Source organism: Rhodoferax potami (genome assembly GCF_032193805.1).
Lineage (GTDB): Bacteria > Pseudomonadota > Gammaproteobacteria > Burkholderiales > Burkholderiaceae_C > Allorhodoferax > Allorhodoferax potami_A.
Genome location: NZ_JAVBIK010000001.1, coordinates 31,014 through 52,716, shown reverse-complemented (window position 1 = coordinate 52,716; position 21,703 = coordinate 31,014). Strand labels below are relative to the sequence as shown.

The 21,703-nt window shown below is 60.6% G+C and carries 18 protein-coding genes; 11 read left to right on the top strand and 7 right to left on the bottom strand.

Annotated features, from left to right (window positions below):
- Nucleotides 1-2: 2 nt before the first annotated feature.
- From RAE19_RS00250 to RAE19_RS00230, 5 genes are read left to right on the top strand one after another with little or no spacing between them, the layout of a single operon-like run.
- Nucleotides 3-941, top strand: coding sequence for a glutathione S-transferase family protein (locus RAE19_RS00250; protein ID WP_313873041.1), 939 nt, complete (start codon nt 3-5; stop codon nt 939-941).
- Nucleotides 938-1,501 (top strand): GNAT family N-acetyltransferase, encoded by a 564-nt coding sequence (locus RAE19_RS00245; RefSeq protein ID WP_313873040.1) that lies wholly within the window; start codon nt 938-940, stop codon nt 1,499-1,501. Before RAE19_RS00250 ends, RAE19_RS00245 begins: the two co-directional genes overlap by 4 nt.
- A gap of 40 nt (nt 1,502-1,541) precedes the next feature.
- On the top strand, nt 1,542-2,441 hold the full coding sequence (locus RAE19_RS00240) for an SDR family oxidoreductase (RefSeq protein ID WP_313873039.1): 900 nt from the start codon (nt 1,542-1,544) through the stop codon (nt 2,439-2,441).
- Between the two features lie 60 nt (nt 2,442-2,501).
- The gene (locus RAE19_RS00235) at nt 2,502-3,122 is read left to right on the top strand and encodes a methylamine utilization protein (protein ID WP_313873038.1); all 621 of its coding nucleotides are present in this window, start codon (nt 2,502-2,504) and stop codon (nt 3,120-3,122) included.
- Nucleotides 3,119-5,494, top strand: coding sequence for a bifunctional diguanylate cyclase/phosphodiesterase (locus tag RAE19_RS00230; protein WP_313873037.1), 2,376 nt, complete (start codon nt 3,119-3,121; stop codon nt 5,492-5,494). The genes RAE19_RS00235 and RAE19_RS00230 overlap by 4 nt, the downstream gene beginning before the upstream one ends.
- Here the strand turns inward: RAE19_RS00230 and RAE19_RS00225 are convergent.
- Complete coding sequence (locus RAE19_RS00225; protein WP_313873036.1) at nt 5,485-6,438, bottom strand: histone deacetylase family protein; 954 nt, start codon at nt 6,436-6,438, stop codon at nt 5,485-5,487. The genes RAE19_RS00230 and RAE19_RS00225 overlap by 10 nt on opposite strands.
- Nucleotides 6,439-6,563: 125 nt before the next feature.
- Between RAE19_RS00225 and RAE19_RS00220 the strand changes: the two genes are divergently transcribed.
- Entirely contained in the window at nt 6,564-6,725 is a 162-nt protein-coding gene (locus RAE19_RS00220) for a hypothetical protein (protein ID WP_313873035.1), read from the top strand.
- A 93-nt stretch (nt 6,726-6,818) separates the two neighbouring features.
- Here the strand turns inward: RAE19_RS00220 and RAE19_RS00215 are convergent, their stop codons facing one another.
- From RAE19_RS00215 to RAE19_RS00205, 3 genes are all read right to left on the bottom strand, one after another.
- Nucleotides 6,819-7,265: a hypothetical protein gene (locus tag RAE19_RS00215; RefSeq protein ID WP_313873034.1), complete on the bottom strand. Its 447-nt coding sequence runs from the start codon at nt 7,263-7,265 to the stop codon at nt 6,819-6,821.
- Nucleotides 7,246-8,451: a methyltransferase gene (locus RAE19_RS00210; protein ID WP_313873033.1), complete on the bottom strand. Its 1,206-nt coding sequence runs from the start codon at nt 8,449-8,451 to the stop codon at nt 7,246-7,248. The genes RAE19_RS00215 and RAE19_RS00210 overlap by 20 nt, the downstream gene beginning before the upstream one ends.
- A gap of 88 nt (nt 8,452-8,539) precedes the next feature.
- Nucleotides 8,540-9,277: a substrate-binding periplasmic protein gene (locus tag RAE19_RS00205; RefSeq protein ID WP_313876144.1), complete on the bottom strand. Its 738-nt coding sequence runs from the start codon at nt 9,275-9,277 to the stop codon at nt 8,540-8,542.
- 80 nt (nt 9,278-9,357) lie between these two features.
- On the opposite strand from RAE19_RS00205, the gene RAE19_RS00200 reads away from it, so the two are divergent.
- Entirely contained in the window at nt 9,358-11,817 is a 2,460-nt protein-coding gene (locus tag RAE19_RS00200) for a Tex family protein (RefSeq protein ID WP_313873032.1), read from the top strand.
- 49 nt (nt 11,818-11,866) lie between these two features.
- Here RAE19_RS00200 and RAE19_RS00195 read toward each other — a convergent pair whose 3' ends face one another.
- A complete protein-coding gene (locus tag RAE19_RS00195) occupies nt 11,867-13,483 on the bottom strand; it encodes a methyl-accepting chemotaxis protein (protein WP_313873031.1) in 1,617 nt (538 codons plus the stop codon).
- 174 nt (nt 13,484-13,657) lie between these two features.
- Here RAE19_RS00195 and RAE19_RS00190 point away from each other — a divergent pair, with 174 nt between their 5' ends.
- Genes RAE19_RS00190 through RAE19_RS00180 form a run of 3 tightly spaced genes read left to right on the top strand, consistent with a single transcriptional unit; the run spans nt 13,658 to nt 16,606 of the window.
- Nucleotides 13,658-14,464, top strand: a complete 807-nt coding sequence (locus tag RAE19_RS00190; protein WP_313873030.1) for an HDOD domain-containing protein — start codon at nt 13,658-13,660, stop codon at nt 14,462-14,464.
- A gap of 7 nt (nt 14,465-14,471) precedes the next feature.
- Entirely contained in the window at nt 14,472-15,623 is a 1,152-nt protein-coding gene (locus RAE19_RS00185; protein ID WP_313873029.1) for a phospholipase, read from the top strand.
- Entirely contained in the window at nt 15,620-16,606 is a 987-nt protein-coding gene (locus RAE19_RS00180; RefSeq protein ID WP_313873028.1) for an alpha/beta hydrolase, read from the top strand. The genes RAE19_RS00185 and RAE19_RS00180 overlap by 4 nt, the downstream gene beginning before the upstream one ends.
- Here the strand turns inward: RAE19_RS00180 and RAE19_RS00175 are convergent.
- Nucleotides 16,603-19,326 (bottom strand): EAL domain-containing protein, encoded by a 2,724-nt coding sequence (locus tag RAE19_RS00175; RefSeq protein ID WP_313876143.1) that lies wholly within the window; start codon nt 19,324-19,326, stop codon nt 16,603-16,605. The two genes, RAE19_RS00180 and RAE19_RS00175, sit on opposite strands and share 4 nt — an antisense overlap.
- Before the next feature lie 187 nt (nt 19,327-19,513).
- A complete protein-coding gene (locus tag RAE19_RS00170; protein ID WP_313873027.1) occupies nt 19,514-20,650 on the bottom strand; it encodes an iron-containing alcohol dehydrogenase in 1,137 nt (378 codons plus the stop codon).
- Nucleotides 20,651-20,705: 55 nt separating this feature from the next.
- Between RAE19_RS00170 and RAE19_RS00165 the strand changes: the two genes are divergently transcribed.
- Nucleotides 20,706-21,701, top strand: coding sequence for an alpha/beta hydrolase (locus RAE19_RS00165; RefSeq protein ID WP_313873026.1), 996 nt, complete (start codon nt 20,706-20,708; stop codon nt 21,699-21,701).
- The last annotated feature ends 2 nt before the right edge of the window (nt 21,702-21,703 follow it).

Below are 21,703 nucleotides of genomic sequence, written 5' to 3'. Positions count from 1 at the left end.
CCATGACAGACCTCATTCTTCACCACTACCCCACCTCGCCTTTTTCTGAAAAGGTGCGCCTGGTGCTGGGCTACAAACAGCAGGCTTGGAAGTCCGTCATCATCCCGGCCATCATGCCCAAGCCCGATGTGGTGGCCCTGACCGGCGGCTACCGCAAAACGCCGTTTCTGCAAGTCGGCGCTGATGTGTATTGCGATAGCGCCCTGATCTGCGAAGTGCTGGAACAGCTGCGACCCACGCCTCCCCTCTACCCCGAAAACGACAAGGGCCTCAGCCGCATCGTTGCGCAGTGGGCGGACAGCACTTTGTTCTGGGCCGCCATGGCCTACAACCTGCAGCCCAAAGGGGCGGCCAGCATGTTTGAGGGCGCGCCCCCGGAAGCCGCCAAAGCCTTCGGCGCCGACCGCGCCGCCATGTCCAGCGGCATGACGCGCCTGCGCCCCGGTGACGCTGCCGCCGCTTACAAGAGCTACTTGCGCCGCATCGCCAGCATGCTCGAAGGACAGAACTTTTTGTTGGGGCAAGCCCCCTGCGTGGCCGACTTCGCTGCCTACCACCCGTTGTGGTTTACCGCCAAACGGGTGCCGGTGATGGGCGACATCCTGAACGCAACCCCCTCGGTACAGGCCTGGATGGCACGCATGGCGGCCATCGGCCACGGCAGCTTCGAGAAGCTGTCTGCTACAGAAGCCATAGCAGCTTGCGCAGATGCTGCGCGCGCCACAGCCCCATTGGATACTTTCTTCCAGGACGAGCACGGCATTCCTTTGGGCAGCGAAGTGACCATCGCCGCCGAAACCTTCGGCCAGGAGGCGACTGCGGGCACCTTGGTCGCTGCCACCCGCACCCGCTTTACATTGAAGCGCATGGACGAGCGTGCCGGCACCGTGCATGTGCACTTTCCGCGCATCGGCTATGTGCTCAAGGCGGCGCAGGCATGAATTTGGACATCCAGTGGCAGTGGCTCGCGTTTGATGCGCTGAGCCGGGATCAGTTGTACGAATTGCTGCGGCTCCGCAGCGAGGTGTTTGTGGTCGAACAGAACTGCGTGTTCCAGGATATGGATGGGCTGGACGACAGGGCTATGCACTTGCTGGGAGTTCGGGCGGCAGCGGGTTCTGCTCCGTGTCCCCCGCCCGCGTTGCGGGCTACTCCTTGTACGGAGCAGAACCCACTGCCACCCAAACTCCATGGCGAACTTGTTGGTCGGGCCAAGACCGAACTAGTCGCCTATGTGCGCTGCTTCCCCGCCGGCGTAACGTTCGACGAAGCCAGCATTGGCCGCGTGGTGACCAAGCCCGACGCCCGCGGTGGTGGTCTGGGCCACCTGCTGATGGCTGAGGCCGTCAAAGCGCTGGAAAGCGAGTGGAGCCCTCAACCGATTCGCATCGGTGCGCAAGCCCACCTCAAGGCCTTTTACGAGCGACACGGTTTTGTGGACGTGGGCAAGCCCTACACCGAAGACGGCATTCCGCACCTGGAAATGCTGCGCGGCGCCTGAAAAGCAGCGCTGACTTACACCTATAACGAGGAGAACCCCTGTGATTCAAGACTTTCAAGGCAAAACAGCCGTGCTGACCGGCGCAGGCTCCGGCTTCGGGCTGGAGTGCGCACGCATCGGCGCACGACTGGGCATGAACCTGGTGCTTGCTGACGTGCAGCAAGACGCCCTGGACAAGGCGGTTGCCGAAATGGAAGCCGCAGGCGCCCAGGTGCTGGGCATGCGGGTCGACGTGTCCCAGGCTGCACAGGTGGAGGCGCTGGGTGCCGCCACGCTGCAGCGCTTTGGCGCGCCGCACCTCGTGTTCAACAACGCCGGCGTAGGCGCAGGGGGTTTGATTTGGGAAAACTCCGCCCGCGATTGGGAATGGGTGCTGGGCGTCAACCTCATGGGCGTGGCCCACGGCGTGCGGGTGTTCACCCCCATGATGCTGGAGGCGGCCAAGCAGGACCCGGCGTGGCAGGGCCACATCGTCAACACTGCCAGCATGGCCGGCCTGCTGAACGCGCCCAATATGGGGGTTTACAACGTGAGCAAACACGCTGTGGTGTCGCTGAGCGAGACCCTGTACCAGGACTTGGCGCTGGTCACCGAACAGGTCTCTGCCAGCGTGCTGTGCCCCTTCTTTGTGCCCACCGGCATCAGCCAGAGCGAGCGAAACCGCCCGTCAGATGCGGCGCCAGCCCAACCCACCCGTAGCCAGCTGATCGGCCAGGCCATGACGGACAAGGCAGTGACGAGCGGCAAGGTCACCGCGGCAGAAGTCGCACAAAAGGTGTTCGATGCGGTGGCCGAAGGGCGCTTCTATATTTACAGCCATCCCAAGGCGATTGCTTCTGTGCAAACCCGCATGGAAGACGTAATGCTGGCACGTAACCCCACCGACCCGTTCGCCCATAAACCTCATCTGGGTGAGGAATTGAAAAGATTACTCCGCTGAATCCGTGACCATCTGTTAGTTTCGGGCAAAATGAGACCGAAGCCCGGACTGAACACTTGGTTGGAGAGCGCAATGCGTTGGATATCACGGCCCTTACGACTGCTTTCATTCGTCACCCTTTATGCGGCGGGCATCGCTTTTGCCAATACACAGGTATCGGTGACCGATAAAGATGGCAAACCCCTCGCAAATGCGGTAGTTTTCTTGGAGTCTCCCTCCGCGAAGGCTGCAGCCAAGCCGCTGTCCGGCGTCGAAATCATTCAAATTGCGAAACAGTTTTCACCACAAATTGCTGTGGTGACACCCAATACCTCGGTGCTGTTTCCCAACAAAGACACGGTTCGGCACCACGTCTATTCGTTCTCTCCAACCAAAAAATTTGAATTGAAGCTCTACTCTGGTGTTCCGGCAGCTCCGGTAGTGTTTGACAAACCCGGAGTGGCCGTACTGGGCTGCAACATCCACGACAACATGGTGGCGTGGGTATTGATCGTAGAAACCCCTTATTTCGGTGTCACCGACGGCAAAGGGCGGCTTACCCTCGATGCCCCGGCAGGAAATTACCAACTCAAAGCTTGGCACTCCACGGTTGTGCCCGGCTCACCATTAACCGAACAGCCGGTCAAAATTTCACCGGGTAACGACACCCTCAGTGTCAAAGTCGCGGGGAGTACGGCTTGAAGTTGTTTGGTTTCATGCGCAGATTCGGGGTGGGCACCAAGTTCGTGTCCATGTCGATTGCCATTCTTTTGGTGATTCAGTCGGCTTCCTATCTGATCACCCAGCGGAATATTGACGATATCGTTCGCCAGCAGGTCAAAGAAGAACTGATTACGGTCGATGCCAATTGGTGGGCCTTGATGGAGCAGCGCGCGGCCAGTTTGCGCCAGAGCGCCTTGGTGCTCGCCACCGATTTTGGCTTCCGCGATGCAGTGCTCAGTGGCGATACCGAGACCATCCGCTCGGTGCTGGACAACAGCTCCGGGCGCATCGGAGCAGCCTTTGCTGCGTTGCTGACCGTGGACTACAAGCTGCAAGCGTCGAGCACCGATGCATTTACCGAAGCTGGTTTGGTCGGGTTCTTCCAGCAAACCGCAAGCCGACTGGCCGCCGGCGGCGACGGTTACACGCTCATAGATTTTGACGAAAAATTGCTGGTCACCGTGATGGTGCCTTTGAATGCCCCTGTCCAAGTGGGCTGGGTGATGATGGCGTTTCCCGTCACGCGGGAGCAGGTGGAAGAACTGGTCAAAGTGAGCCGGGCTGATTTGGCCATCATTGGCTCTACGGGTGGGGTGGCGGTCAGCAGCTTGCCGTCGTCTACCTATCCAGCGTTGCTGAACCTTAAAGACGGCGGCAACGCCATTTTGAATGGTCGTGAGTATGTGGCGCGTAAATCGGGCGACCGGAGCCATTCCGCCGGACTGGATGTCTATATGTTGCGCCCGATCGATGTGTTTGTGGAACCGTTTTCCCGGGTAGAGCAGGCGTTACTCGCACTCGCCGCCATCGCGATGGTGCTGTTTACCTTGGGCAGCTTCATTCTGGCCCGGCGCATCACGGTGCCTTTGCGCAAACTCTCCAAGGCATCCGATCAGTTAAGCGCCGGTGACTATTCGATGGCCTTGCCTGCGCTGCGGCACAGGGATGAGATCGGTGATCTTTCGCGTGCGTTCAACCACATGCGGACCAGCATCCAGAGCCAGCAGGACGAAATCCGCGCACTGGCGTTTTGGGACCGTTTGACCGGATTGCCTAACCGCATCCAGTTTCGCGATCTGGTCACCTTGGCCATCAACAGCAACACCCAAGAGTCAGGGACCAAGCAACCCGTGACCATCGTGATGCTGAACCTGGACCGCTTCAAGTTCGTAAACAACGTGCTGGGCTACGCATTCGGCGACCAGTTGTTGATCGCAGTGGCTGAGCGCCTGGTTAGTATTCCCGGCATCGTGCGTGAAAACATCGCCCGTGTCGGCGGCGATGAGTTTGCGATCTTGCTCGAGGGAGTGGATTCAAACGGTGCGCTGCCGTTCGCCAACCTCGTGGCACAAGCGTTTGAAGCCCCGATGAAAATGCAGGATCAGACAGTCGACATCAGCGCTGGCATCGGTATTGCCAGCTGGCCGAGCGATGCGGGAGATGTAGACCGCCTGCTGAGCCGCGCCGTGATTGCCATGTATGTCGCGAAAAACAAGTCGACCGGCATCCAGGTCTACAACGCAGCCCTCGATTCCTCTAGCCCGGAAACGCTCTCAATGCTCTCGGAGCTCCGGAACGCTGTGGAGAATAACGAGTTGCGGGTCTATCTCCAGCCCAAGCTCCACATAGCGAGCGGCACTGTCTCGTCTGCAGAGGCTCTGGTGCGCTGGCAACATCCTGTGCGCGGCTTGGTGCCCCCGATGCAGTTCATCCCTTTTGCCGAGCAAACGGGCTACATCCGGCAAATGACCCTGTGGATGTTTGAAGAAGTAGCCCGCAATATGCAACTGTTGAATTCAGCGGGTGGGCCCTTGTGCGTGTCGGTGAATTTGTCGACCCGCGACTTGCTGGACCAGGACTTCCCTGACAAGCTCGAAGACCTGATGCGCAAGCACGGTGTAGCTACCGATTCGTTTTGCCTGGAGATCACCGAGAGTGCCATCATGGATGACCCGGACCGGGCCGAGGCAACCCTCAACCGCCTCTCGCAGCGCGGCTTCAAGCTGTCGATTGACGATTTCGGCACCGGTTACTCTTCGCTGGCCTACCTCAAGCGTTTGCCAGTCAATGAGCTCAAAATTGACAAATCCTTTGTCATGGGCATGGACGGCGACGAGAGCGACAGCTTGATCGTGAAGTCGACCATCGAACTCGCCCACAACCTCGGCAAAACTGTGGTGGCCGAAGGGGTGGAGAACCAGGTGATCACCGACAAACTACGGGCTTTGTCGTGCGACGAAGCCCAGGGCTACCACTTGAGTCGGCCGCTGCCCTTAGAACAGTTCACCGCCTGGCGCTTAAAGTTCTCTGAAACCGCTGCAGCCCAAACCGCGACCACTTTTCAGATATAAACGTCGGCCTCTGCCCAGCGTTGCGCATGGGCAGCGGCCAGCGCGTACGTTTGCATTTGCACTGCCACTGTCTTTTCTAGATCGTGACCGTAGCCACCACCCATGGTGATTACTACAGGAAGCCTACGGTCCAAACACCAGTCCAGCACTCTTTGGTCTCGAGCATAAAGACCGGCTGCGGTGAGTTTGAGCCGCCCTAGACGGTCCCCCTCATGCGGGTCAGCGCCTGCGAGGAAAAACACAAAATCCGCGGAGAAGCGCAGCTCCAACTCTTGCAGGGCGTGGTCCAGGGTGCTCAGGTATTCATCGTCCGCGCAGCCGTCGGGCAAACCGATATCGAGGTCACTGGCTTCCTTGCGGAAGGGGAAGTTTTTTTCACCGTGCAATGAGAGGGTGAACACCGTGTCATCGCCTTGGAATACGCTCGCGGTGCCGTTGCCCTGGTGCACATCCAAATCAATAACTGCTACTTGCAAGGGACTGCGGCGGCTGCCATCCGGATTACGGCTGCGGCCCCATTCCGCTTGCATGACCCGTGCGGCTACGGCAAGGTCATTGAACACGCAAAAGCCGCCGCCTTTGTGGGCGTAGGCATGGTGGGTGCCGCCCGCAAGGTTCGCAGCAACGCCGGCCACGAGCGCGGAGCGCGCGGCGGCCACCGTCGCGCCAACTGAGCGAAGGGCCCGCTCAGCCATCGCAGGGCTCCAAGGAAAACCGATTTCACGCAGCACCGCAGGGTCCGCCGTACCTTGCAAGATCGAGTCAATATAGGCTGGCGTGTGCACCAACGCCAACTCGCCCTCGGTGGCGGCCGGTGCCTCGTGCAGGGCAATAGCGGGGAGCTCCGCTGCGATCCGGTCGCGCAACATGCGGTACTTGGCCATCGGGAAGCGGTGACCGTCCGGCAGGGGCAAAACAAACTGGTCCGAGTAGTAGGCAAGCATGTCTGGATTGTGGCAAATCCGCGCTTTTCGCCCTGCTGTGGGGCCTTGATTTACACCGGTGCCGATAGCGGCCCAAAATAATGAGAAAATACTGTTTTTCTCACCAACCTCAACAGGATCGCCACATGGGCAACAAAATCTTTACTGAAGCAGACCGCAAAGCTACTCCCGCTCCTAAGCCACTGCCCGGCTTCACCCTGCCTACCGGCGGCCGTGGCCAGCGCGTGAGCTTGGAGCGTGGTGTTGCTACCCGCAGCAAGAAGAACCCAGGCAAGCGTCACCGCTAAGCCCTGCAATCGCTGCCGGCCGATGGTCAGCAGACTTGCCAAACAAAAGGCCCTGTTTCAGGGCCTTTTGTTTTGGAGAATCGCATCAAAGGCTTAATGCACCACGGGAGCCACGCCCAAGCGCCACAGGCTGGTAACTTCCCGGCTGCGCGCCGGGTGAAGCGCATCCGCTGGGGCCTGACTTTTGGCGTGGATGGGTTTTGCGTCGCTGCGGCCGAGTACCACCAGGCCAGCAGCCGCTATAGCGTCCGTCAACATGGTGGGACTGCGTAGCCCCAAGCGCTCGGCCAGATCCGACAGGATCAGCCAGCCCTCGCCACCGGGCAACAGGTGGCCCGGCAGGCCTGCCAGAAATGCCAGCAGCATCCGGCTGTTTTCGTCGTAGACCGCATATTCCACCGGTGCACTCGGCCGGGCAGGAAGCCACGGGGGGTTGCACATCACCAAATTGGCACGCCCCTCCGGAAACATGTCGGTTTGCTGCAATTCAATCGAAGCAGCCACCCCCAATCGGGCGAAGTTATCTCCGGCGCAAGCCATGGCCCGACCGTCTTTTGGCGTGGATGGGTTTTGCGTCGCTGCGGCCGAGTACCACCAGGCCAGCAGCCGCTATAGCGTCCGTCAACATGGTGGGACTGCGTAGCCCCAAGCGCTCGGCCAGATCCGACAGGATCAGCCAGCCCTCGCCACCGGGCAACAGGTGGCCCGGCAGGCCTGCCAGAAATGCCAGCAGCATCCGGCTGTTTTCGTCGTAGACCGCATATTCCACCGGTGCACTCGGCCGGGCAGGAAGCCACGGGGGGTTGCACATCACCAAATTGGCACGCCCCTCCGGAAACATGTCGGTTTGCTGCAATTCAATCGAAGCAGCCACCCCCAATCGGGCGAAGTTATCTCCGGCGCAAGCCATGGCCCGACCGTCTTGATCGGTGGCTACCACTTGGGCCACCCGGCGGCGAACCAGCACAGCCGACAGCACTCCGGAGCCGGTACCGATGTCAAAAGCCCGGTAGGGGACGCTTTCTTGCACTCCTGCTGCGTCTTGCGCAGGCAAGGGCTGCGCGGCCACCAAGTCGATGTACTCCCCACGGACCGGCGAAAAAACGCCGTAGTGCGGGTAGATTCTGTTGCCGGGTGCGGGGCCCAGAGCGGCAATCTCCACGCCATTTTTGCGCCATTCGCTGGCACTGCGCATCGCGAGAACATCGCGCAGCGAGGCCACGCTGGCTTGCGCTGGCTCGACCACCGGCCCCCAAGCTTCTGTGCAGGCAAGGCGCGAGTCGGGCGCGCGGCGCAGCGTGATGTCGTAATTGCCATCCAAGGGCACCAATACCATGGCCAGGATCCGGGCACGCTGCGCTTGGGCTTGGCGGTGCAAATGGAAAACCTGGGGGTCCATCGGGCCGTCTGTAGGTGCTGCACTCGGGTCTTTTGCATCCCGGTTTTTGCGTTTGGGCGGGGTGTCAATGCGGCGTTGCAGGGCCTGCAGCAGTTGCCGCGCGTTGTGGAAGTCGCCCCGCCACAGCAGGGCCGTACCGCCACAGGCCATCTGGTAGGCCGCGTCAGCAGTCCAGGTATCGTCCGCCAGCACCACTTTTGCCGGCGGCGCCGCACCGCGTTCAGAGCGCCAGACCGCAGAGCAGGTTTGGCCCTGTTCGGTCCAATGGAGATACTGGGTGGGGGCGCGGGCGGGCAGGGTGCCGACGCTGGGGGTAATCGGCTGCATCGGTTTGCTCGCTGAGAAGGGGGGACGCGAAAAGGGAAGGGGGCGGAGCTAGTTTGTACCCCATAAAGCCACCGGGGCCAACGGCCTACTACAAATGGGCGTACTTTTTGAGGATCGCGTCGTACACGCCGTTGCTCTGGATGATCTTCAAACCGGCATCGAACTGGTCGCGCACAGCTGCGTCTTTGAACACGGCTTTGCGCGGGTTGGGCGGAAAAATGGGGTGAATCGTGAGCGGCTTGCTGCGGTCGAGCTTGGGGTCCAGGTCGCGCAGAAGGTGGTGCAGGATGCGCTTGTCACCCACCACCACGTCAACCCGCCCGGCGAACAACAAGTTGTTTTGGGTGATTTGTTGAGGGTACTCGGTATACCGGGTGTGGCCGCCCGCGACCCGCTTGAACCGCTCGCCCAGCAAAAAACTCGCATTTTGAAAAGCCGCCACGGAATAGCCGGCCAGGTCTTCTATTTGTTTGATAGGGAAGCGATTGGCTGCCAAAGTGATAGCCACGTTTTGGTTGGAAATGTAAACCTCTGAAAAAAAGCCATCGCCGCCAATGCCTTCATCCACCGTCAATAGCACGTCGAGCTGGCCAGCGCGATAGACCATGAGCGCCCTGGACGGCGGAAACTGCTGCGCCTGCATGCTGAGCCCCACGGCTTGAAAAGCTTGGCGGGCGATCTCCACCTCGAGTCCGGCCTGCCCACCGTCCATCACATAAGGCGGCTTGTTCAGGCCCATTCCCACCGTGAGCGGCTGCGCCCATGCCGCGCCGCAAAAGGCAGCAAACAGGCTGGCACCCAGCAGGAATGAGAGAACACGCGGCATCGGCAAAGTGTAGATCCTCTCTGTGGCACACTCGCGCCCTTGATTGAATTCCATCACCGGTTTTGACCGGCTTTTCCGCAATGCAGAAAATCATCGCGCAAATTGCGCAAGAAATCCGGGTACGCCCCCAGCAGGTCGAGGCCGCCGTGGCCTTGTTGGATGGCGGCGCCACCGTGCCCTTCATCGCCCGCTACCGCAAAGAAGTGACGGACGGGCTGGACGACATCCAGCTGCGCGAGCTGGAAGCCCGCCTGAGCTACCTGCGCGAACTGCGCGACCGCAAGGAAGCGGTGGTCAAAAGCATTGAAGAACAAGGCAAGCTCACGCCCGCCTTGTTGGCCGCCATCGACGCCGCTGCCACCAAGCAGGAGGTGGAAGACATTTACCTGCCGTTCAAGCCCAAGCGCCGCACCAAGGGCATGATCGCCCGCGAAGCAGGCATTGAGCCGCTGGCGGACAAGCTGTATGCCAACCCGCAGCTGGTGCCCATGGACGAGGCACAGGCCTTTGTACTCAAAGAAAAGACCGAGGCCGGCGACGACTTCACCACCGTGCTGGCGGTGCTGGACGGGGTGCGCGACATCCTGAGCGAGCGCTGGGCCGAAGACCCGGTGCTGGTGCAGGACCTGCGCGAATGGCTGTGGCAGGAAGGCCTGTTCCGCTCCAAGTTGATGGACGGCAAGGACGAGAACAATGCCGATGTATCCAAGTTCCGCGATTACTTCGACTACGACGAGCCGATCGGCCGCGTGCCCAGCCACCGTGCGCTGGCGGTGTTCCGTGGCCGTTCGCTGGACATTCTGGATGCCAAGCTGGTGCTGCCCGAGCCGGTTTCTGTATCAAATCAGGCTGTAGCTCCCGCAGGATATGCGCAATCTGCTACGAATTCTGTAGCAAAGCGGCCTGCAGCGGTGGTGTCATTGGCAGAAGGGCGCCTGGCGCTCAAGCTGGGCTGGAGCCACCAAGGCCGCCCCGGCGATGACTTGATCCGCAAGTGCGTGGCCTGGACTTGGAAGGTCAAGCTCAGCCTGTCAACCGAGCGCGACCTGTTTGCCCGTCTGCGGGAAGACGCCGAGAAGGTGGCCATCAAGGTGTTTGCTGACAACCTGCGCGACCTGCTGCTGGCAGCGCCCGCCGGCCCGCGCGTGGTGATGGGCCTGGACCCCGGCATCCGGACCGGTGTAAAGGTGGCCGTGGTCGATGCCACCGGCAAACTGGTGGAAACCGCGACCGTGTTCCCCCACGAGCCGCGCAAGGACTGGGAAGGCTCGCTGCATACTTTGGGCAAGCTGTGCGCCAAGCACGGCGTGAACCTGATTGCCATCGGCAACGGCACCGCCAGCCGCGAGACTGACAAGCTGGCCGCCGACCTGATCAAGCTCTTGGCCAAGATGGCCGACCAAGCCGGTGCGCCTGAGATCAAAGTCGACAAGGTCGTAGTGAGCGAAGCAGGCGCCTCGGTGTACTCCGCCAGCGAATATGCATCGCAAGAGATGCCTGACGTGGACGTGAGCCTGCGCGGTGCGGCCTCGATTGCCCGCCGCCTGCAAGACCCGCTGGCTGAACTAGTGAAGATCGACCCCAAGAGCATCGGCGTGGGCCAGTACCAGCACGATGTGAACCAGAGCGAACTCGCCAAGACGCTGGACGCGGTGGTGGAAGATTGCGTGAACTCGGTGGGCGTGGACCTGAACACCGCCTCTGTGCCGCTGCTCAGCCGTGTATCCGGCTTGTCAGGCACCGTGGCGAAGGCCGTGGTGCGCTGGCGCGAGTCCAACGGCGCCTTCGGCAGCCGCCAGGATTTGATGAAGGTGACCGGCCTGGGTGCCAAAACCTTTGAGCAGAGCGCAGGCTTTTTGCGCATCCGCGGTGGCAGCAACCCGCTGGACATGACGGGCGTGCACCCCGAGACCTACCCGGTGGTGGAGCAAATCATGTCCAAAACCGGCAAGCCGGTGGCCGAGATCATGGGCCGCGCCGACATGCTCAAGACCCTCAAGCCCGAGCTGTTCGCCAACGAGCAATTTGGTGTGATCACCGTCAAAGACATCTTCACCGAGCTGGAAAAGCCCGGCCGCGACCCGCGCCCGGACTTCAAGGTGGCCCGCTTCAACGACGGCGTGGAAGACATTGCCGACCTGAAAGAAGGCATGATTCTGGAAGGCACCGTGAGCAACGTGGCCCAGTTCGGCGCCTTTATCGACTTGGGCGTGCACCAGGACGGCTTGGTGCATGTGAGCCAGCTGGCGCACAAGTTTGTGAACGATGCCCGCGAGGTCGTCAAAACCGGCGACATCGTCAAAGTGCAGGTGGTGGAAGTGGATGTGGCCCGCAAGCGCATCGGCCTCACTATGAAAATAGGAGCAGCTCCCGCAGGTTCCAAGGGCGCTGGAGGGCAGGACTCGGGGTTTCGCCAAAAAGCCGGTGATAACCGCTACCAGGGCCCGGCCCGTGGCGAGCGACAGGTGGGTCGCTACCAAGACAGCGCACCGGCTGCCGGCAACGCCATGGCAGCCGCATTCGCCAAGCTCAAGCGCTAAAAGAGCGCATGTGACACGCTTCAAAGCCCCGTTCCACGGGGCTTTTTTTTCAACGAAGTGCCAAACGGGCAGGGTGGATACGGCCGGGACCACCTTGGTCTCCAACCTGAAAGACCTCTACTGATTGCACCAGAGCGTTGGCTTGTTGGTTCAGCGTGGCGGCCGCGGCCGCCATTTCCTCGACCAATGCCGCGTTTTGCTGTGTCGACTGGTCGATTTGTGTGACGGCAGCACCAATTTGACCGATCCCTGTGCTTTGCTCACGAGTGGCCGTGCTTATTTCTCCAATCAGGTCTGCCACCCGATTGACTTCGGTCACGATGCCGGTCATGGCTGTTCCCGCTGTCTGCACCAGTGATGTGCCAGCTTGCACGCGCTCCACGCTAGCCTCGATCAGGGTTTTGATTTCTTTGGCAGCTTGCGCACTCCGCTGTGCGAGAGTGCGCACCTCAGTGGCTACCACCGCAAAGCCGCGCCCTTGCTCGCCGGCACGGGCTGCTTCCACGGCAGCATTGAGCGCCAGAATGTTGGTTTGGAAAGCAATACCGTCAATCACGCTGATGATGTCTCCGATGCGGCGTGAGCTGCTGGAAATGTCTTCCATCGTGCTCACCACCTGTGCCACAACACTCCCGCCGTGTTCTGCGGCTGCCCGTGCACTGGTCGCGAGCAGGCTGGCTTGCTGAGCGGTCTCTGAGCTTTGCTGCACGTTGGCCGTCATTTCTTCCATGGACGCAGCGCTTTGCTGGATGCTGTGGGCCTGTTGCTCTGTCCTCTGCGACAAGTCGTTGTTGCCACTGGCAATCTCGCGGGAGCCAGCTTCGATAGAGGTTGCAGAGCTTCGCACCCCGGCAACAATGGATGCGAGGGCCGACTGCATATCGCCAAGGGAGGCCAAAACGCTATCTTTCGGAGCATTCGCACTTCCTTCCACCGTACCCAGATTTCCGGAGGCTACACGCTGGGCGGCAGCGCTCAATTGGGCAGGGTCTGCGCCCAACGAGCGCATGAGACTGCGGTGAATCATGGTTGCTAAAAGAATAGAAATCACCACCGAAGCGATGGAGCTCGCCACCAACAAAAACCGGTTACTCCGGAATTTTTCGCCAGACCGTTTGATTTCGTTACCACCTGCGGTAGCAATCAGTTTGGAATACTCCGTAGTGGCTCCGATCAGCTGTTTGAGCAATGGTTGACACTGCTCGTTCATCTGGAGGATCGCAGCATCTTTCTGCCCGGACGTCGCTTTCGCCACAATCGCAAGGGCTACCGGGCCGTACTGCTGCTCCAGCTTTTCTATTTTTTCGAGCAGCGCCCGCTCTTCACTGCTGACGTCTTTGGCATTTGCAACAGTGGTTTTCAGCAGGGCCAGGCGCTCTTGCACCCGATCGTGGGCCGCTTGCACTGCAACAGATTCAGCCTTGATGTCTTCGGCACCATTCAGAATGATCAAGTTACGGGCAGATATGGCACGGGCGCTAGTCGCAGCCCGGATGTCGCGCGCCAGACTCCCACGACTGAACTCATCGCTTACAAATCCGTCAAAGTCCCGCTGGGCTTGGCTCAGACTTTGAATTGCAAGAATCGAAACAGCCACCAATATGGTGACCAGGATGGAAAAAGCAATAAAGAGCTTTTTCCCCACCGATTGGTTGTGAAAATTCATGATGAGGGTCTCCAACGACGCAAAAGTAGAACGGGCCTTGCTTGTTACGCAGCATGTGCACGTTTAGATTCAATTAAAGCGCATCGTGACAAAACTGATAGTAGGAAAAGTACTGCCTTCCCGGCGCTGTGATAATCCGGGCGGAGATGGAAAAATTTTGCGGAGCTTGCCTACATGATTCTCAGTGCCTTGCTGGAACAGCAGTTTCACCTGCCCAGCATTCCGAAAGTGGTGGCGCTGCTGCTGAGCGAGCTGGGCCAACCCGAGGCGGACCTGCACAAAATCAACCGCCTGATCAGCACCGACCCTGCGCTCACCAGCCGGCTGCTCCAGCTGGCGAATTCGAGCTTTTTTCAGCAGTCGGGCAAGATCAGCACCGTCTCTGAGGCCCTTGCTCTGCTGGATTTGAGCCACGTCCGGATGATGGCCCAGGCCGCCGCCGAGGTGGCGTCGCCCAAAGCGGTGCCGGGCATCCTGCTGCCGCAGTTCTGGGACTACAGCCTCAACGTGGCCAAGGTGTCGCGCTCACTGGCCACCTTGGTCCGGCTCAACGCCCAGGCGGCGTTTACCACCGGACTGATCCATGCGGTTGGCGAGCTGGCCATGCACTTGGCGATGCCCGATGTGTGTGCCATGCTGGACAACGAAATCGCTCCCTTGGCCATGAACCGCGCCTTTGTAGAGCGCACTGTGCTGGGCTACTGTTATGCCAGCGTGGGCGCGGGCTATGCGCGGATGTGGCAGTTTCCCAAGCCGATGGTGGATGCCATCGAGCACCAATACGCCCCGTTTGACAACAATGTTTACGAGCCCCTGGCCGGCGTGATTCACCTGGCCGCCTGGCGGGCACGCGCCAAGGAGGCCGGCTTGAGTGAAAAAGGGCTGGCCGTGACCTACCCGGATGCCGTCGGCATTGCGCTGGGCCTGAACATCGACATGGTGCTGCAACAAGACCCGTTTGACTGGGCAGCCCACACCTGAACCGGATATGAAAGCACTTCGCATCTATGCGGGCCCGACGGCCCGCGCGTCATTGGCCGCGCACGGCTTGCAACCAGAGCACATCCGCACCATTCCCGGCGCTGCCGGCGGGCCCAAAGGGCTGATCCTTGGCCCGATGGACCGCTTTTTGTTCGGGGATTGGCTACAGCGATCCAACCAGCCGGTGGATCTGGTGGGCGCCTCCATCGGAGCGTGGCGCATGGCGACTGCCTGCCTGAATGACCCGGTGTCTGCCTTTCAGCGCTTGGAGCACGACTACATCCACCAGCATTACGAGCTTGCGCCCGGACAAAAGCGGGTCAGCGCAGACCAGGTGAGCGAAACCTTCGGGCGCAACCTGCTCGCTTTTTATGGCGGCCGCGTCCCCGAGGTGCTGAACCACCCGCGGTACCGGTTGCACATCGTGACCTCCCGCGGCAGGCACATGCTGGGCACCGAGCATGGCGTGCGCACCCCGCTGGGCTATTTGGGCGCCTTTTTGACCAATACCGTCAAACGCAAGGCCATGGGCGCCTGGCTGGAGCGGGTGGTGTTTTCCAGCGGCGGGGCAGGCGAGGGCCCGGCGCCCCTGCCATTTGCGACCCAGGACTACCGCACCCGGCGCGTGCTGTTGAGCGAGGCCAACTTCAACCCTGCGCTGCAGGCCAGTTGCTCAATTCCGTTTGTTTTGCGGGCCGTCCACGATATCCCTGGCGCACCCAAAGGGGCGTATTGGGATGGTGGCATTACCGATTACCACCTGCACCTCAACTACCCGGGGGCAGAACTTGCTACATATTCAGGAGCTGTTCCCGCAATGAATACGGGGGCTACCGGCACTTTTTATCCTAAAGGCTTGGTGCTGTACCCGCATTTCCAGCAAAGCGTGGTGCCGGGCTGGTTGGACAAAGGGCTGAAATGGCGCCATCGCAGCACGCCGTTTCTGGATACCATGGTCTTGCTGGCCCCCAATCCGGATTGGGTGAAAACTTTACCGAACAGCAAACTCCCGGACCGCACAGACTTTACGCACTACGGCAATGATCTGGATGCGCGCGTCAAGGCATGGAATGCCGCGACAAGCGCAAGCCAGCAGATGGTGGACGAGTTCATCGCCTGGCTGGACAAGCCAGACATGAACCAGGTACACCCGCTATGAATCTTCCGCGCTTCGGTTTCCGCGCATCCTTACTCCCTTTGCTGTGTGCAGCCCTCTGGGTCTGCGCCACGCCAAGCCATGCGGACAATGTGCTGGATCGCATCAAACAGCGCATCATGGAGCGTCGGGACAGCGGAGACCGGCGCGGCGCAGAAGAGTCCTTGGAGGCCCCGGACGGCGGCACTGCGAGCGAAGCGCGGTTCAGGGTCTTGCGCGACGTGCCTTATGGCAGCGACGCCCTGCAAAAAATGGATGTTTATCTGCCCGACACCCAGGCGGCGGGCCCCGCACCGGTCATTTTCATGGTGCATGGAGGGGCCTGGCGCACCGGCGACAAACGCAATGGCAATGTGGTGGACAACAAAGCCCATCGCTGGCTTGCCAAGGGCTTGGTATTCGTCTCGATCAACAACCGCCTGCTGCCTGAGGCCGACCCACTCGACCAGGTGCGCGATGTCGCGCAAGCCTTGTCAGTGGCGCAAAACCAGGCGCGCAGCTGGGGTGCAGACCCCAAGCAATTTGTGCTCATGGGTCATTCGGCCGGGGCCCATCTGGTGGCTTTGCTCTCGGCATCATCCGTGTACGGGCCTCAAGCGGGTGCCCAAGGCTGGCTGGGTTCGGTGCTGCTCGACAGTGCGGCGCTCGATGTGGCCGGCATCATGAAAGCGCGCCACTACAAGCTGTATGACCCGGCGTTTGGCACCGATCCGGACTTCTGGCGCGCAGTATCCCCACTGCACCAGCTGCAGGGCTCTGCCAAACCGATGCTGGCGGTGTGCTCCACCCGCAGGGGCGACTCTTGTGCCCAGGCCCAAGCATTCAGCCAACAGGCCCTCGTCGTGGGGGTGAGGGTGCAGGTCTCCGGCCAGGACCTCAGCCATGGTGAGATCAACAAGAACCTCGGGCTGGCCGGCAACTACACCGACACGGTAGAGGGTTTTCTGGCCACGCTGAGCCCGGCGCTCTCCAGCCGATTGCGCTAGAGCAGGGGTTTCGCTGTGCGGCGCGCCTTAGCCCATGGCACCACCGCATCCGCCGGCATGGGTTTGGCAATGCCATAGCCCTGGCCCATTTCGCAGCCCAAGGACAACAACTTTTCGGCTTGTTGATCGGTTTCTACGCCTTCGGCAATCACCGCGCGGTCGAACGCACGGGCCAGACCGACGATCGCGCTCACCAAGGTGCTGTCCTCTGGGTCGGTCAGAATGCCGTCGACAAACATGCGGTCAATTTTGATGGTCTCTGCCGGCAGTCTTTTTAGGTACGACAAAGACGAAAAGCCGGTCCCGAAGTCGTCGAGCGAAAAGCTCACGCCCAAGGCCTGACACTCCTGCATCATGTGGCGCATGTATTGAATGTCCTGAAGCGCAGCGGACTCCAAAATCTCGAGCTCCAGCAGCCCGGCGGGGACGGAGGGGTAGTCCAACAGCAGGGATCGCAGCGAGTCCACGAAATCCGGCCGGTGGAAATGGCGTGCGGCAATATTCACGCTGACCTTCCAGGCGTGCCCCTGCTGTACCCACAGCTGCAATTGCCGCATGGCCTGCGAGAGCACCCAGTTGCCGGTGTCGACGATCAGGTCGGTCTCTTCAATCAAAGGCAGGAAGGCCTGCGGGCCCACCAAGCCATCCTCCGGATGCTGCCAGCGAAGCAAGGCCTCGAAACCGATGATGTCGCCGCTGCGCAAATACACCTTGGGCTGGTAGTGCAAGCGGAATTCTTCGGACTGCAAGGCCTCCCCGATTCGCGCCATTCGGGTATGGGTGGTTTGAACCTGCTGGTCTTGCAAGGCATCGAACAAATGGAGGTTGCCTCTGCCGGCTTGCTTGGCTTGGTACATGGCCTGATCGGCGTGCCGTAGCAGGGTATCGGGGCTCGCGTTGTCCATCGGATACACCGCAATGCCGGCACTCGCCGTGCAGCTCACCGTGACATCGTCAATGGCAAAGGGCTGGGCGAGAGCCCCCAGCAACTCGCGCACGCGTGCAAATAACCGGGGCCCCTGTGCACTCTCATGAAACAGTACGACAAACTCATCGCCACCCAGCCTTGCGATGTCGGATTCGTCTTTGACAAAGCGCCGCAGGCGCAGGCCGACTTCTTTGAGCAGACGGTCGCCGATTCGCTGCCCCTCGGATTCATTGATTGCCTGGAAGTGGTCCAGATCCAACAGGCAAAGCGCTAGGCTCTGCCCGGATTCGCGGGCCTGAAACAGCGCATGGGTGAGCCGCTCGCCCAGTGCGTTGCGGTTGTTCAATCCGGTGAGGGGGTCGTGGCGTGCTTGCCATGAAATTTCGTTCTTCAGCGCGTTGGTTTCGGTCACATCACGGAACACCAGCACACAACCGGACACCTCGCCCCCCGAATAACGGATGGGAGAGGCCGTGAATTCGATGGCATAGCGCTCCCCGGAACGATGCACCAGAAGCTGATTCAAGGCGTGGACCGGCGCTTGCACCAGGTGCAAATGATTCACCTGGAGCCCCTCTGGCAGTGGTTGAGAGGTGGGGTCCCGGCGAAAAACGGACGCTAGTGGCAGCCCCACAGCCTGCACCAACTGGTGGCCTGTCAGGTACTGGGCCGCCTCGTTCATGGTTTCAATGCGCCCGGCGGCATTGGTCGTGATGACCCCGTCGGCGATCGACGAGAGCGTGACCACTGCGCGCTCTTTCTCGGCCAACAGCGCTGCTTGGGCGTTCTTTCGGTCGGTAATGTCTACCAGTGCGCCGATGGTGCCGGCCTGGGTACCGTCCCGGAGGGTGAACGGCGCCTTGTAGTAGGCCATGTCACGGACCTGGTGTTCATCCACTTTTATCTGGATCTCGTGATCCTCCCGCGGTTTACCAAATTTTTGATACTGGTTGGTCCCGCGGGGAAAGTTGGCGAAATCGCTGCGCAAGCGGCCGCCCACCACTGCGCCCGAAGGGTGGTTGAAAAACTCTTCCCAGGCTTTGTTGACCCCAAGACAGGTGCCGTCTTGATCTCTCACAAAAACAGGAAGTGGCAGCGCATTGATAAATTGATGTGTAAAGTGAACCTGCTCATGGTGATCTGTTTTGCTCTGACGCAAGGAGTGCACCAAAGACTCGATTTCTGCCGCCATGGCATTAAAGGTCTGGGCCACCGCGCGCATCTCGGAGGTGCCGGTTTCCACCATCCGCACCCCCAACTCCCCGGAACGCAGCGTGTCGCTAGCGAAACTTAAACGCTCCAGCAAGCGGGAATTGACCCTCAAGAGCAGCGACAACAAGGTGAACACCGTCACGAAGATCAACAGAGAGACCGGGATCTGCCGCATCACAGTGACCCAGCTCTTTTGCAGGGTGGTGTCGCCTCGCATCCGGACCGTCAAGCGGGCCTTGCTGCCCTGGGGGGAGATGGCCGCGAACTCTTGTTGCAACGGCGCAAGGTTGGCGAGCTCGGCAAACCAGCGGGGGACTTTCGCGCTCGCGGTAGCGGGCCTATCGCTGGTGTAATTGCGACCTTCAAACTCCCATTGGAGCGACTGCACACCGCGATGCCTGCCCAGTTCCTCGTCCAAGGAGTCTTGGATCTCGGTGCCATGAGAGACCAGGCTTTTGCGTAACAGATTGTCTGGAACATACGCACCCAGCAGCTCCAGTTGCAAGGCCCGGTCTTCCGTGGCCTCGGCAACGATGTCTTTGATAAGCAAGTGATACCGCGTCAGGCTCACGGCAACCATGATCACCAGAATCGCGAAGTAGAGCAGGGGATAGCTTCCGCGGAAAAAAGGTAGTCGTTGTGTGGCTCTCTGTTTTACCTGGGGCATAGCGACGGCGGAATGGAGCGCTGCAGCGCGGATGATGAAGGCGCTGCGCAGTGTATAGCGCTATCTGCCCCCGGATAGCGCTCACGAGGGTAAAGATGGCCTACATCGCTTTTGCCAGCATGGCTCTGTAGTCGTCCCAACTGGCCAACCGTGGATTGGTCTTATGACAGTGGTCCGCCATAGCGCCTGCGATGATTTTGTCGAACAAATCTTCGGTGACTCCCATAGCGCCGAGACCCGAGGGCAGGCCTAGTCGGGCGTTCATGTCTTTGACAGCGTCTCCGATATCAGCAGCGGAGTTCAAACCCATGGCATGGGCCATGCGCTGCAGGCGCTTGTCTGCTTTCACAGACTCAGCTTCTGCGTTGAATGCGATGACCGCTGGCAAAAACATGGCGTTGAGGGTACCGTGGTGCAAGCGAGGATCCACGCCGCCCAGACTATGGCTGAGCGAATGCACGCAACCCAGACCTTTCTGAAACGCCATGGCGCCTTGCATGCTGGCACTCATCAGTTGGCGGCGCGCCTCGATGTCGGTACCATCGGTAGTGGCGCGTTCGATATGGGCCCATGCCCGCTCCAGACCGTCGAGGGCGATGCCGTCCGCCGGCGGATTAAAGGCGGCGGACATAAAGGTCTCCATGCAGTGTGCCACCGCGTCCATGCCGGTTGCAGCGGTCAGACGCGCCGGCAAGCCCAGGGTCAACTCCGGGTCGCAGATGGCCGACTTGGGCACCAGGTACCAGCTATGGAAGCCAAGCTTGCGATGGTCATCCACAATGATGATGGCACCCCGCGCCACCTCACTGCCGGTGCCGCTGGTGGTCGGTACCGCAATCAAGGGAGCGACTTTGTCGGTGATGCGGGCAGAGCCACCCTCGATGGTGGCGTAGTGGGTTAACGGCCCTTCATGGGTCGCCGCAATCGCAACGCCTTTGGCGCAGTCAATGGCGGAGCCGCCGCCCACCGCAATCAAACCATCACAGCCTTGTGCCCGGTAAAGCGCGGCGGCCGCCCGCACTGCAGCTTCGGTGGGATTGGAAGGGGTCTGGTCAAAAACGGCCGCGGGCATGTCCCCCAAGGCATTCAAGGCCCGCTGCAAGATACCGGCGGCCTTGACGCCCGCATCTGTCACGATCAGCGGGCGGCTGATGCCGACGCGCTCGCACTCGCTGCGCAGCAGGCGCAGTGCGCCACATTCAAACTGGATCTGGGTCAGGTATTGAATCAAAGCCATGGTGTCGCCGTGTAGGATTGAACAGGTTTCCAATGTACCCAATTCCCTACGTTCCATGAGTCCCCATTTTGACCGCCACGCCAACCCGCGTGCCTTGCTCACTCCGGCCACGCTGAAGGTGTTGGACAGTATTGCCCGGGCAGGGCACGTGCCCATGCATGCACTCTCGGCAACCCAAGCCAAAGCGGCTTATGCGGCGGCGGCGAATGTACTGGAGTTGCCGGTACAAAAGCTTGCGCGGGTCGAAGACTTTTCAATCCCCGCGCGCGATGGATACGCGATTCCTGCCCGCCACTACGCACCGGATCACACGGCTTTACCGGTGCTGCTGTATTTGCATGGAGGTGGCTTTACCGTAGGGAGCCTCGCCACCCACGACGGCCTTTGCCGCCGCTTGGCCCACCTGGCAGGTTGCGCCGTGGTCTCCCTCGACTACCGGTTAGCCCCGGAGTACAAATTCCCGACAGCGCATGAGGACAGCTGGGATGCCGTGCAATGGCTTGCTCACCATGGTGGCGAGCGCGGGTTGAATGGCCAGCGCATGGCCATTGGCGGGGACAGTGCCGGAGGCACTTTGTCTGCCGCATGCGCCATTGAAGCGCGGGACCAGGGCTTGCCTTTGGCCTTGCAGTTGCTTTTTTATCCAGGTTGTGCAGGGCACCAAAACACACCCTCACACCGCCGCTATGCCAAAGGCTTTGTTCTCGACGAGACCAATATCACTTACTTTTTCGATCACTACATCCGCACACCAGCTGACCGGGATGACTGGCGCTTTGCCCCGCTGGACGGCGTGCGCCCGGACGGACTGGAAGCCGATCTTGCCGGCACAGCGCCTGCATGGATAGGACTTGCCGAATGCGACCCCTTGGTAGACGAGGGGGTGCAGTATGCCGACCGCCTGCGCATGGCGGGTGTGCCGGTAGATCTGGAAATTTACCGGGGCGTTGTCCACGAGTTCATCAAAATGGGCCGCGCCATTCCGGAGGCGGCCCACGCACATGCCGATGCCGCCCGCGCACTGCGCGCGGCACTCCACACCACTACCTGAGG

Excerpts from the sequence above, each read along its gene's own strand:
- RAE19_RS00250 (WP_313873041.1), top strand. The coding sequence starts at position 3 with ATGACAGACCTCATTCTTCACCACTACCCCACCTCGCCTTTTTCTGAA.
- RAE19_RS00245 (WP_313873040.1), top strand. The coding sequence starts at position 938 with ATGAATTTGGACATCCAGTGGCAGTGGCTCGCGTTTGATGCGCTGAGC.
- RAE19_RS00225 (WP_313873036.1), bottom strand. The coding sequence starts at position 6,438 with ATGCTTGCCTACTACTCGGACCAGTTTGTTTTGCCCCTGCCGGACGGT.
- RAE19_RS00220 (WP_313873035.1), top strand. The coding sequence starts at position 6,564 with ATGGGCAACAAAATCTTTACTGAAGCAGACCGCAAAGCTACTCCCGCT.
- RAE19_RS00215 (WP_313873034.1), bottom strand. The coding sequence starts at position 7,265 with ATGGCTTGCGCCGGAGATAACTTCGCCCGATTGGGGGTGGCTGCTTCG.
- RAE19_RS00210 (WP_313873033.1), bottom strand. The coding sequence starts at position 8,451 with ATGCAGCCGATTACCCCCAGCGTCGGCACCCTGCCCGCCCGCGCCCCC.
- RAE19_RS00205 (WP_313876144.1), bottom strand. The coding sequence starts at position 9,277 with ATGCCGCGTGTTCTCTCATTCCTGCTGGGTGCCAGCCTGTTTGCTGCC.
- RAE19_RS00200 (WP_313873032.1), top strand. The coding sequence starts at position 9,358 with ATGCAGAAAATCATCGCGCAAATTGCGCAAGAAATCCGGGTACGCCCC.
- RAE19_RS00195 (WP_313873031.1), bottom strand. The coding sequence starts at position 13,483 with ATGAATTTTCACAACCAATCGGTGGGGAAAAAGCTCTTTATTGCTTTT.
- RAE19_RS00190 (WP_313873030.1), top strand. The coding sequence starts at position 13,658 with ATGATTCTCAGTGCCTTGCTGGAACAGCAGTTTCACCTGCCCAGCATT.
- RAE19_RS00185 (WP_313873029.1), top strand. The coding sequence starts at position 14,472 with ATGAAAGCACTTCGCATCTATGCGGGCCCGACGGCCCGCGCGTCATTG.
- RAE19_RS00180 (WP_313873028.1), top strand. The coding sequence starts at position 15,620 with ATGAATCTTCCGCGCTTCGGTTTCCGCGCATCCTTACTCCCTTTGCTG.
- RAE19_RS00175 (WP_313876143.1), bottom strand. The coding sequence starts at position 19,326 with ATGGTTGCCGTGAGCCTGACGCGGTATCACTTGCTTATCAAAGACATC.
- RAE19_RS00170 (WP_313873027.1), bottom strand. The coding sequence starts at position 20,650 with ATGGCTTTGATTCAATACCTGACCCAGATCCAGTTTGAATGTGGCGCA.
- RAE19_RS00165 (WP_313873026.1), top strand. The coding sequence starts at position 20,706 with ATGAGTCCCCATTTTGACCGCCACGCCAACCCGCGTGCCTTGCTCACT.